This is a genomic window from Streptomyces sp. NPDC058401 (genome assembly GCF_042722885.1).
Classification (GTDB): domain Bacteria; phylum Actinomycetota; class Actinomycetes; order Streptomycetales; family Streptomycetaceae; genus Streptomyces.
In genome coordinates this window covers 248,800-261,686 of the sequence record NZ_JBHXKA010000001.1, presented here as the reverse complement: position 1 = coordinate 261,686, position 12,887 = coordinate 248,800, and the positions used below count along the sequence as shown (strand labels likewise).

2 protein-coding genes are annotated in these 12,887 nt (G+C 73.3%); both read right to left on the bottom strand.

Features of this window, described 5'->3' with window-relative positions; all coding sequences use genetic code 11:
* Positions 1–148 precede the first annotated feature (148 nt).
* The gene (locus ACFWNV_RS00925) at positions 149–1,852 is read right to left on the bottom strand and encodes an ABC transporter ATP-binding protein (RefSeq protein ID WP_383938379.1); all 1,704 of its coding nucleotides are present in this window, start codon (positions 1,850–1,852) and stop codon (positions 149–151) included.
* A complete protein-coding gene (locus tag ACFWNV_RS00920) occupies positions 1,839–12,851 on the bottom strand; it encodes an amino acid adenylation domain-containing protein (protein WP_383938376.1) in 11,013 nt (3,670 codons plus the stop codon). Before ACFWNV_RS00920 ends, ACFWNV_RS00925 begins: the two co-directional genes overlap by 14 nt.
* Positions 12,852–12,887: the final 36 nt, after the last annotated feature.

Genomic DNA, 12,887 nt, shown 5'->3' with positions numbered 1-12,887 from the left:
CGGGGGGGTCTGCGGCACTCCCCTGTGCGGGGCGGTCGGGGGGGTGGGGCCGTCCCGGCGCGGGCCCACATGTGGCCGGGGGGCCGGGGGGCCGCGCCCCCCCCCGGGGCACCCCGCCCCCCTCCGTTTGTCTCACCGGCTCACGGACTCAGCGCGTGACCGCCGCGCAGTACGCCGGGTCGGCCGCCATCAGGTGCCGGTGCGTCCCTTCGGCCGTGACCACCCCGTCGTCCAGGACGAGGACCCGGTCGGCCGCGTCCAGCAGGGCCGGGCTGCTGGTGATGACCACGGTGGTGCGGCCCCGGCGCAGCTCGGCGATCTTGCGGGCGACGAGCTGCTCGGTGACCGCGTCCACGGCCGTGGTCGGGTCCCGCAGCACCAGTACGTCGGAGTCCGCGGCCAGCGCCCGGGCCAGCGAGAGCCGCTGGCGCTGGCCGCCGGAGAGGTTCGAACCGCGGTCGCGGACCTCGTAGTCGAGTCCCTGGCGGTGCAGGGCGACGACATCGGTCAGCATGGACGCCTCGACGGCCTCGGGCACCGTCCGGCTGGTGCCCGACGGGTCGATGTTCGTCCGCAGGGTGCCCGCGAAGATCTCCCCGTCGTACGGGTTCACCAGCATGAGTTCGCGGACCGCCTCGACCGACAGGTCCGCGAGGTCCTGCCCGCCCAGCCGCACCGTGCCGCCGTACGCGGCCGGCGGCACGTTCACGGCCAGGATGGAGGCGAGTTCGGCCGCCGCCCGCGGCTGGTAGACCGCGATCGCCGTGAACTGGCCCGCCGGGACGTGGAACTTCAGACCCTGGAGGGACTCGTACCGGACGCAGTCGATCTCCAGGTCCCCGCCGGGTGCCGGGCGGGCCGTCCCGAGCGCCGCCACCGGCGGGGCGGACAGCACCAGGGCCATCCGCTCCGCCGAGGCGCGCGCCATCATCACGTACTTGGGCATGTCCGAGAACAGCCGCAGCGGCTCCATGATGAACTGCGCCAGGCCCACGGCCATGACGAGCTCACCGATGCTGATCTGCCCGTCGAAGGCCAGCCAGCCCGCGGTCAGGGTCACCGAGGCCGCGAGGATCGCGTTCAGGCCGAGCGCGGTGCCCGTGTAGACCCCGTTCACCCGGGCGACCGTGATCGCCTGCTCCTTGGCCTCCGTGCTGACCTTCCGGTAGGAGCGGAACGCCGCCTGGTTGCCGCCGAAGCCGTGCAGCGGGCGCAGTCCCGTGATCAGGTCGGCGACCTTCGCACCGGCCCGCGCCACCCGGGCCTGCTGCTCCTGGGTGCTGCTGCCGATGCGCTTCGACATCACGCTGAGGGAGGAGAGGATCAGCGCCGTTCCCACCATGACCAGCAGGCCGAGCCGCAGGTCCGCCAGGCTCAGCGCGACGGCCGCCACCAGCAGGGCGACCGAGGAGCTGATCAGCATCGGCACGACCTCGACGATGTCGGCGGTCTGGTCGGCGTCCTCGGTGGCGATGGTGAGGACCTCGCCGGACTTGAGGTCCACGTCCCGGGCCACCGGCTGGAGGCCGCAGGACGCGACCCGCACCCTCCAGTGGTGGGCCTCGGTCGTGTTGGCCTTCTGCAGGATGCGCATGCCGTACCGCCACGACAGCGACACCGTCGTGATGATCACGGCGAGCGCGCCGATCGAGAGGACGAGGGCCCCGAGGCTCCGCCCCTTCATCGTGTGGTCGACGATCAGGCCGAGCGCGATCGGGAAGGCCGTCTCGCCGGCCTGGTACAGGCCCATGAGGAGGGTGCCCCAGACCATGGCGCCGCCGTTGCGCCGTACGGCGGTCCGCAGGATGTCGGATCCCGCGCGGCGGGATCCCTGGACGTCAGGAGTTGTCATCAAGGTGCCGGGCAATCGCTTCGGGGGTTCGCAGGGTGAGCAGGTCACGGATGGTGATCGTCGGGCCGAATTCACGGCGCAGGAGTCCGACCAGGCGTACGGCCAGCATGGAGTGTCCGCCGAGGGACACGAAATCGCTCACGGCGCTCACCTCGTCGTCGTCCAGGTCCAGGGCCTCCGCGAAGAACTCGCAGACCAGTTCCTCGGTCTCGGTCTCCGGGCCGCGCTCGCCCGAAGTGGTCAGCGCGCCCAGCGGCTTGGGCTCCGGCAGGGCCTTGGTGTCGGCCTTCCCGTTCACCGTGAGCGGGATGGCGTCGACCTGGGCGTAGTGCGTCGGGCGCAGGTAGTCGGGCAGTCCGGCGCCCACCTCGGCGGCGACCGCCGCCAGGTCGGCGCCGTCCGCCAGCACGAGGTACGCGGCCAGCCGGTGGGCGCCGTCGACCTGCGGGTCGGGCTGGGCGACCGCGGCGGTGAACCGTACCGCGGGGTGCGCGGCGAACACGGCCTCCACCTCGCCGAGTTCGACGCGGTGGCCGCGGATCTTGACCTGCTGGTCGGTGCGGCCGAGGTACATCAGGTTCCCGTCCGGCCGGCGGACCACCAGGTCGCCGGTACGGTACATGCGCTCGCCGGGCGCACCGAACGGGGAGGCCACGAACCGGTGCGCGGTCTGGGCCGGCTGGCCGAGGTACCCGCGGGCGATGCCGACGCCGGAGACGTAGAGCTCGCCGGGAACCCCGTCCGGCAGCGGCCGCAGCCACGGGTCCAGGACGAACACCTCGGTGTTGTCGATGGCCACGCCCACCACCGGGTCCTGGCACTCGAAGGTGCCGACGCCCAGGGTGTTGATGGTGTATTCCGTGGGTCCGTACAGGTTGTACCCGACCGTCCCCTCGGTCTCGGCGAGCCGCTGCCACAGGGTCGGGGTGACCGCCTCGCCGCCCAGCAGCACCAGCGCGGGGCGCCGGTCCGGGTTGTCGAGCAGGCCTTCGGCGGCCAGCTGCTGCGCGTAGGTCGGGGTCACGTTGACGACGTCGATCCCGTGCTCACGGCAGTAGGCGACCAGTGCGGGCGCGTCGCGGCGCAGTTCCTCGTCGCAGATGTGCACCTCGTGGCCGTCGGCGAGCCACAGGAGCTCCTCCCACGACATGTCGAAGGCGAAGGACACGGTGTGCGCGATCTTGAAGATCCGGTTGCCGTGTTCCGCCAGGACCGGCTCGAAGATCCGGCGCTGGTGGTTGATCAGCATGTTGGTGAGTCCGGCGTACTCGGTGACGACGCCCTTGGGCTTGCCCGTCGAACCGGAGGTGTAGATCGTGTACGCGGGGTGGCGCAGCCGGTTCGGGTCGTCCGGTGCGAACGTCACGAGGGGTTCGGCCTCCGGAAGGGGCCGGTCCAGTTCGATCAGTTCGCCGGTCAGCCGGGGCGCGACGGCGCTGACGGTGAGGATCACCTCGGGCCGGGCGTCCGCGACGATCGTGGCGATCCGCTCGTCCGGATGGTCCAGCTCCAGCGGTACGTACGCGGCTCCGGTGCGCAGGACGGCGAACAGCGCGACGATCCAGTCCAGCGTGCGCGGGACCGCCAGGCCCACCGTCTTCTCCGGGCCGATGCCGCGTCCGGCGAGCACGCCCGCCAGCAGGCGGCTGCGGTCCCGGAGTTCGGCGAAGGTCATGCTCCGGCCCTGCGCCACGAGCGCGACCCGGTCGGGTGCGCGGTCCGCGGCCAGGTCGAAGCGGTCGACGACCGTGTCGGTGCCGATGTCCGTGCGCTCCGCGGGCCCGGGCACCGGTCCCAGGCCGGGCAGCGCGCCCACCGGTCCGGTGGAGCGGGCCAGGTCCTGGAGCAGGCCGACGTAGTCGTCGAGGAGGCCGCGGGCGGCGGCGGAGTCGCCGTGGCGGTGCTCCAGCTTGACCGTGAGCCGGTCCCCGGGGGTGACGACCCAGGTGAAGGGGTAGTGGGTGGAATCGTCCGACTTCACCTCGGTGATGCCGTGGCGGGCGTTCATCTCGGCGAGCCCGTCCAGGTCCAGGAAGTTCTGGAGCACGAACAGGTTGTCGAAGAGGGTGTCGTGGCCACTGGCCCGCTGGATCTCGCCGAGCCCCAGGTGCTCGTGCTCCATCGCGTCGACCCGGGCGGCCTGGACGGACGCCAGGTACTCCCCGACGGTGTCCGCGGGCCGGGCCCGCGTCCACATGGGCACGGTGTTGAGGAGCACGCCGACGATGTCGGACAGGCCCTCGCCGTCGCGGCCGGAGACGGTGACGCCGAACACGGCGTCGCTGCGGCCGGTGTGGGCGCCGAGGAGCAGGCCGAAGGCCCCGGTGAGGACCGAGTTGAGGGTGACTCCGTGCGCCTTGGCCGTCTCGCGCAGCAGCTGTGACTGTTCGGCGCTCAGGGCGTGCAGGAGCGCGGGCGGCAGGTCGTCCGAGAGGGCCGGCGCCGGTCCGGCGAGCAGGGTCGGGCCGGAGAGCCCGGTCAGGTGCTCGGCCCAGAACCGCTCCGAGAGCGCCGGGTCCTTGGCGGCGAGGGCGCGGGCGTGGTCCTCGAAGCCGGGGACGGCCGGGACCGTGGACGGCTGCTCACCGGCGAGCAGGGCCCGGTAGGCCTCGAAGAGGTCGCGGAGCACGATCGCGCGGGACCAGCCGTCCCACAGCAGCAGGTGGTAGCTGAGGAGCAGGCCGTCGCGGCCGTCGGGCAGCCGGATCACGGTCAGCCGGATCAGCGGCGGCTCGGCCGGGTCGAAGCCGGTGTTGCGGTCGCGGACGCGCAGCGCTTCGACTTCCTCCTCGGTCGACAGCTCGACCGTGTGGACGCCGACGCGGCGGCCCGCCTTGAGGATCTGGACCGGGTTCCCGTCCTCGTCGGTGGTGAAGCCGGCGCCGACGACGGGGTGGCGGGCCATGACCACGGCCATGGCCCCGGTCAGCGCGTCGGTGTCGAGGCGGTGGTCGAGGGCGAAGTAGCTCTGGGCGACGTAGTGTCCGGCGGTGCCCGCCAGCTGGGCCTGGAAGAACAGGCCGCGCTGCAGGGCGGTGACCGGCGCGGTGCGCTCGGCCGTCACGGAGGCTTCCGCGAGGGTTTCCAGGGCGTGCAGCCAGTGCGCGGTGATCTCGTCGGGGATCTCCTCGGCGAGGGTGAAGGCCGCGTGCAGGCTGCCGGTGGCCGCGTCGGTCCAGGCGTTGACCTCGACGGCGTACGGGCTGCCCTGGTCCCCGCCGGTGATGTGCAGGGCCTGGGACTCGCTGCCGCGGCCGAGGTAGTTGAAGAGCACCTGCGGGCGGGCGGTGAGCAGCGGGGCGGTCTGCGGGTTGAGGTAGCGGAGGCGGCCGTAGGCGAGGTGTCCGGACTCGTCGGGCTGGCGGGCCGCGAGCTCGCGGGCCGCTGCGACGGGGTCGGTGTGCGCGGTGAGCCGGACGGGCGCGATGGCGGTGAACCAGCCGACCGTACGGGTGTAGTCGTGGTGCTCCTCCACGGAGACCCGGCCGTGCCGCTCCAGCTCGATCGCGAGATCGGTGGGCGTCGGCTGGATCCGCGTCAGTGCGGTGCGCAGGGCGCCGCACAGCAGCTCGGTGAGGGCGACGCCGAGGGCCGCGGGGGCGGTGCGCGTCACCCGGTCGCTGGCCTCGGGGCCGAGGACCACGGTGGTGTCGCGCAGCGTGCCGGAGGCGGGCAGCGTGTTGGAGGAAGGCAGTGCGCCGGAGGAAGGCAGCAGCAGGGGCGCCCGGAGGGTGTCCACCCAGTGCCCGAGGTCCTCGGCGCCGGCGGCTGATCGCAGGGTCAGCGCGTCGGCGTACTCGGCGTAGGAGGTGGTCGCCGGTGCGAGGGTCTCCCCGCGCAGGGCGGCGGCCAGGTCGTCCAGCAGGATCAGCCAGGACACCGCGTCGACGGCGAGGTGGTGCACGGTGACCACGAGGGTGCCGGTCGCCGCGAGCCAGGTGAAGGCGGCGACCTCCCCGGTCTCGGGGTCGAGCCGTCCGGCGGCCTCGTTCGCGGCGGCCGTGGCGTCGGCCGTGTCCGCGACGAGGACGGTGGCCGCGCCGGCCGGTTCGGTGCGCAGGGTCCACACGCCGTGCTCGGTGTTCAGGCGCATCCGCAGGGCCGGGTGGGCGGCCAGTACGGCGCCTGCGGCGCGCTCGATGTCGGCGAGGGCGGTGCCGTCGGCCACGTCCACGGTCCGGGCCTGGGCGAACCGGGCGAGGGAGCCGCCCAGTTCGCGCTGGCGCAGGATGATCGGGGTGGGTGCCAGCGGGCCGTCCTCGCGGCGTGCGGGGGCCGGAGCGGAGGCCTGGGTCCGCGGTGCCCGCGTGCCCAGGAGCTCGGCCAGTGCGCGCGGCGTCTTCAGGAGGAACACGTCGCGGGGGGCGATCGGCAGGCCGAGCGCCCTGGCCCGGTTGACCACGGTGATGGCGACGATGCTGTCGCCGCCCGCGCCGAAGAAGTCCGTGTCGGCGTCGGCGGCCGGGTGGGACAGGGTGTCGGCGAAGATCCCGACCAGCGCGGCGAGCGCGGACCCCGTGGCGGAGCCGGTGGCGGACCCGGTGAGGGGAGCGCCGTCCAGCGGGGTGTCGTCCTGCGCGGCCCGCTCGATCAGGGCCTTGCGGTCCAGCTTGCCGTTGACGGTCAGCGGCAGGGAGTCCACCGGCAGGACCCGGCCCGGGACCATGTGCACGGGCAGCTTCTCCGCGAGGAGGGCGGTGAGGTCGCCGGGGACCCGGCCCACGAGGTGCGCGACCAGGTGGTCTCCGCTGTCGGCCACGGTGACGGCCACGTCGACCACGCCGTCGAGGTCGCGCAGCGCGGACTCGACCTCGCCGAGCTCGATGCGGAACCCCTTGAGCTGGACCTGGTCGTCGGCGCGGCCGGTGAACTCCAGCTCCCCGTCGAGGGTACGGACGGCCAGGTCGCCCGTGTGGTACATCCGGGAGCCGTCGTTCGCGAAGGGGTTCGCCACGAACCGGCCCGCGGTGAGGCCCGGCCGGCCGAGGTAGCCGAGGGACACCTGGTCGCCGGCCACGTAGATGGCGCCCACCTGGCCCGGGGGCACCGGCCGGAGCCGGTCGTCGAGCAGGTGGGTGACCAGGCCCGGGATGGGGCCGCCGATGGGGCTCACCTCGTCGCCGAAGGCGAAGTCCGCGTCGGTCAGCACCCGGTGGGTGACGTGGACCGTGGTCTCGGTGATCCCGTACATGTTGACGAGCTCGGGCGTGGCGGCGCCGTGCCGCTCGACCCAGCCGCGCAGCCGTCCGAGGTCGAGCGCCTCGCCGCCGAAGATGACGCGGCGCAGGGCGGGCAGCGAGTCGCCGGTGAGCGACGGGCCGGCGTGCCGGTCGGCCTCGGCGAACTGGTAGAAGGCCGAGGGGGTCTGGTTGAGCACGGTCACGCCGCGCTCGCGGACCAGCCGGTGGAAGTCGAGCGGGGAGCGGGTCAGCCCGTAGTCGGGGACGAGCAGCTCGCCGCCGTGCGCCAGGGCGCCCCACAGCTCCCAGACGGCGAAGTCGAAGGAGTAGGAGTGGAACTGGACCCAGACGTCGTCGGGGCCGAAGTCCATGTCCGGCTGGGTGTTGGCGAGCAGCGCCACCACGCTGGAGTGCGGGACGACGACGCCCTTGGGCTTGCCGGTGGACCCGGAGGTGTAGATCACGTACGCGGGGTCGTGCCAGTCGACCTCGTCCGCCGCGGCTGCGGCGGTGCCATCGGTGCCGGTGTCCTCCTGCGGCAGTTCGTCGCCCTGTACGAGGACCCGGGCGGGGACTCCCGCCCGCTCCAGCAGGGCCGTGAAGCGTTCGCGCTGACCGGGGTCCACGAGGACGGCCTGCGGGGCGGCGTCGCCGAGGACGTACTCCAGCCGCTCGTCCGGGTAGGCCATGTCGAGCGGGACGTACGCGCCGCCCGCGCTGACGATCGCGACCAGGGCGACGACCTGCTCGATGGTGCGCGGTACGGCCACGGCCACGCGACGGCCGGGCCGGACGCCGGCCGCGCGCAGGGCGGCGGCCAGTTCGTTCTTCGCGGCGGCGAGTTCGCCGTAGGTCAGCGAGCGGGTGGCGCCGTCGAGCGCGCACTGGGTGACGGCGGTGGCCGCCGGGTTCCGCTCGGCCGCGGCGTCGAAGAGGGCGCCGAGGGTGGTCGGGGTGATCCGGGCGGGGGCCCGGCCCGCCTCGGGCGCCAGGTCGCCGACCGGGGCGTCGGGCCGGGTGAGCAGACCGGTGAGGGTGTGCGTGAACCGGTTCAGGATGTCCCGGGCGCTGTTCTCGCGGAGCAGTTCGCCGTCGTAGATCAGGTTGAAGCGCGGGCGTCCGTCGAGGGCCCGCTCCACGACCAGGGTGAGCGGGTAGTGCGGGGCTCCCTCGTTGACGAGGCCGGTGACGGCGAGGGTGTCGCCGGTGCGGCGCAGGGCGGCCACGTCGGTGGCCACGTCGAACACCACGAGGGTGTCGAAGAGGGAGCCGACGCCGGCCAGCCGGCCGATCCGGGCCAGCGAGACGTGCTGGTGCGGGAGGACCGCGCCCTGGTGCTCGCGCACCGAGGCGAGCAGGTCGCGCGCCGTGGTGCCGTCGCTCCACCGTGCCCGGAGCGGGACGGTGTTGATGAACAGGCCGACCATGTCCCCGATGCCGGGGACGTCCGCGTCGCGGCCGGAGACCGTGGAGCCGAAGACCACGTCGTCGGAGTGCAGGATGCCGCCGAGGGTGACCGCCCAGGCGCTGTGCACGGCCACGCTCAGCGGGACACCGGCGGAACGGACGGCGGCGTCGACATCGAGGGCCGGCTCGACGGAGGTGTCGGCGAACCGGTCGGAGGGGGTGTGGTCCCTGGCGACGAGCGAGGGGCCGGGCAGCCCGTCGAGCTCGGCGCCCCACACCCGGTCGCTCTCGTCGGCGTCGCGTTCCGCGAGCCAGCCGACGTAGTCGGGGAAGCCGCTCAGCGGGTAGGTGCTTCCCGGCGCGTGGTACTCGGCGAGGAGCGCGCGCAGCATCGGGGGCACCGACCAGCCGTCGGCGATGATGTGGTGCACGGTCTGCACGAGGACATTGCGGCCGGATTCCGGGTCGCGGACCAGGGTGAACCGCATCAGCGGGCCGGTGGCCAGGTCGAATCCGGCGCGGCGGTCCCGCTCGGCGAGCGCGTGGAGTTCCCCGTCGGTGATGCCGGGGCGGTCCAGGGTCGTGAAGGGCGCCTCGGCGCCGCTCTCCAGGACGGAGACGACGCGGCCGTCGGCGAGGGCCGTGAACCGGGCGGCCAGGTTGGGGTACAGGGTGAGCAGCCGGGTGGCGGCGGCCCGGAGGCGGGCCGGGTCGAGCTCGCCCTCCAGCGTCAGCAGCTGCTGTTCCACGTAGCTGCCCGCGGAGTCGTCGTCGAAGACCGAGTGGAAGTACAGGCCTTCCTGGAGCGGGGTCAGCGGCAGGACGGCGCGCAGGTCGGGTCCGTCCAGGGCGTCGACGTCGGCCTGGGTGAGGCGCACCAGCGGGAAGTCGCTGGGCGAGTGGCCGCCCTCGTCGAGTGCGGCCAGGGCGGTGAGGGCCGCCCCGAAGTACCCGCCGATGGCCTCGATGTCCGCGTCGGTGAACATCCCGTCGGGCCAGGAGAGGGTGGTGACGAGCTCGTAGGCGCCGGTGGCGGAGGGTTCGGCGATCGCGTTGAACTCCAGGGCGCGCGGCAGGCGCATCCTCGGGTCGCGCTTCTCGCCGAGCTGCCCGGTGGTTCCGGAGAGCTGCCAGTCGCCGGCGGCGCCCGCGTCGAAGCGGCCCAGGTAGTTGAAGAGGACCTGGGGGGCGGGGGCCGTGAAGGGGGTGTCGGCCAGGTAGCGCAGGGCGCCGTAGGAGACGCCGTTGCTCGGTACGCGGGCCAGGTCCTCCTTGACCGCCTTCAGGGCGGCCGCGAGGTAGCGGGGGTCGGTGAAGTCGCCGGTCGCGCCGGGGTCCACGGTCACGGGGAACAGCGTCGTGAACCAGCCGACGGTCCGCGACAGTTCCGGCTCGATGCCGGCGGCGCCCGCCACGTGGCGGCCTTCGCGTCCGTGGCCCTCCAGCTCGATGTGCGCGAAGGTCTGCTCCTGGCCGCGGCCGCGGCGCCACCGGGCGAGGGTGACGGCGAGCGCGGTCAGCAGGACGTCGTTGACGCCCGCGTGGAACTTCGCCGGGATCTCGCCCAGCAGGGCGGCCGTGGCCTCGGCGCCGACGGTGAAGATCCGGTGCCGCTCCCCCTCGACCGTGTCGTCCGCGGACGGGGCCCGCCGGCCCAGCGGTGCGTCGGGGCCCGGCAGGGGGCGCTCGAAGTGGGCGCGGTCCGCGTCGAAGTCGGCGCTGCCCAGGAGCTGGGTCCAGCGGCGGAACGAGGTGCCCACCGGGGGCAGTTCGATCTCCTGGCCGGCGGAGAACTGGCGCCATGCCGTGGCCAGGTCCTCCATCAGCACCCGCCAGGACACGCCGTCGACGACCACGTGGTGGGCGACCAGGACCAGCTGGCGGGCCTCGGGGCGCCAGACGGCGCGCAGCATCACGCCGCCGTCCGGGTCCAGTCCTTCGGCGGCGAGGGCCACGCAGGCGTCGAGCGGTCCGTCGCTCTGCTGCCAGTGGGCGCCGGCCGGGCCGGCCTCCGGGATGTCGAAGCTCCAGCGGTCCCCGCGGACGAGCCGGGCGCGCAGCATGTCGTGCCGGGCGACGACGGAGTCGAGGACCGGGCCGAGGGCGTCGGCGGTGAGCTCCGCCGGGGTGTTCAGTACGACGGCCTGGACGAAGCCGTCGATCGCGTCGGTGGTCCGGCCGAGCCACTGGACGATGGGCGATCCGACGACGGGACCGGTGGCGACGTCGGCGTGGTCCGCGCGGGTCAGGTCCTCGCGGCCGGCGACGGCCGCCAGGGCGCCCAGGACGCTGTTGGCGAAGATCTGCCCCGCGGTGACGTAGAGGCCCGCTTCGCGCAGGGCGCTCAGCAGCGAGATGGCGAGGATGCTGTCTCCGCCGAGCTGGAAGAAGTCCTGGTCGACGCCGACTTCCTCCAGCCGCAGCACGGAGGCGACGGCCGCGCAGACGGCGCGCTCCTCGTCGGTGGAGGGCCGGACGAACGCGCCGGTGACGACCTCGGGCTCGGGCAGGGCGCGCCGGTCGAGCTTGCCGTTCGCGGTGAGCGGGAACTCGGTCATCACGACGATGTGGGCGGGCACCATGTACTCGACCATGTGCTCCGTGGCCCAGGCCTTGACCTCGTCGGCCCGCAGCTGGGCGGCTCCGGCGGCCGGGATCACGTAGCCGACCAGGTAGGTGCCGCCCGCGCTGTTCTTCTTCGCGATGACGCAGGTGTGCCGTACCTCGGGGTGCTCCGCGAGGCCGATCTCCACGTCCTCCAGTTCGAGGCGCATGCCGCGGATCTTGATCTGGTTGTCGGCGCGGCCGAGGAAGTCCAGCGAGCCGTCGGGGGCGAAGCGGGCGAGGTCGCCGGTGCGGTAGAGGCGGGAGCCGTCGGTGGCGAAGGGGTTCGCCACGAACCGGGAGGCGGTCAGTCCGGGTGCGTTCACGTAGCCGCGGCCCAGGAGGAAGCCGCCGACGTAGAGTTCGCCGCCGACGCCGAGCGGGACGGGGCGCAGCTCGTCGTCGAGTACGTACAGCTGGGTGTTGGGGTTGGCCTTGCCGATCGAGGTCGACAGGCGTTCGGCCTCGCCGCGGTAGATGACGTGGGAGACGCCGATGGTCGTCTCGGCCGGGCCGTAGCCGTGGTACATGGGGATGTCGAGCCGGGTGCGGTATCGCTCGTACAGCTCGGGGGTGAGCACCTCGCCGCCGCACCACACGTGGCGCATGCTGTCGAGGCGGTCGGAGTCTCCGGCGATCTCCAGCAGGACGTCCAGCATGGAGGAGACGAGGTAGGTGAAGGTGACGCGGTGCTCGGCGATCACGCCGAGCAGGTGGTGCGGGTCGCGTTCGCCGCCGGGGCGCAGGACGACGAGGCGGCCGCCGCACACCAGCGGGAGGAAGATCTCGTTGATGGATATGTCGAAGGACAGCGGCGCCTTGAACAGGGAGGCGTCATCGTGTCCGAAGCCCAGGATCTCGTCGACCTGCCACAGCAGGCGCTCGCTGATCGCCTCGTGGCGGATCATCGCGCCCTTGGGGCGGCCGGTGGAACCGGACGTGAAGATCACGTAGGCCAGGGAGTTGCCGTGCGCGGTGATTCCGGTGTCGCCGGCGGGCTGATCGGCGTAGCGCCAGTCGTCGAGGTCGACGGCGGCGGCGGCCGGTTCGGCGGGGTCGTGCTCGCCGGAGTCGTTGAGCTGGAGCACGACGCGGGCGTCGTCGATGACGACGGCGCGGCGGGCGGCGGGCCACTGCGGGTCGAGCGGGACGAAGGCGCAGCCGGCCTGGAGCACGCCGAGGAGGCCGATCACCATGTCGGCGGAGCGGCCCAGCGAGATGCCCACGACCTGCTCGGCGCCGAGTCCGCGGCCGATCAGGTGGTGGGCCAGCTGCGACGACAGCTCCGCCGCCTGGCGGTAGGTCAGCGAGCGGTGTTCGTCGACGATGGCGACCGCGTCCGGCCGCAGGCGCGCCTGTTCGCGGAACATCTCCACGATGGTCGGCCGGACCCGGTCCGCCGCGTTGTCGTTCCACTCGGCCAGGGTGGTGAGCCGCTGTGCCACGGAGGACGGGCTGATGGTGCCGAGGGGCCGGTCGGGGAAGTCCGCGAGGTCGTCCAGCGCGAGCTGGGCGTCGGCCTGCGGGACTCCGGCGGGGACCGCGAGGGCCCAGCCGTCCGGGGCCGCTTCGCCGGTCTCCCAACCGCTGGGTGCGCTGCCGCCGTTGTCGATCCATCCGAGGACGTCCGCGAAGAGCGTGCCGGGGGTGAGGTCGATTCCGTCGGGGCTCTCGCCCGTCGCCCAGTACGACAGTCCGATGGCACAGGCCTCGGCGATGGTCCGGTCGGAGTATCCGCCGGTACGCCGGCGCACGTCTGCCAGGCGCGTAGGAGAGATCAGCACGAGACGAGCGCTCGGTTCCATCATTGAAGACTCAACACCCTTCCAAGGTACTAAGGTCAG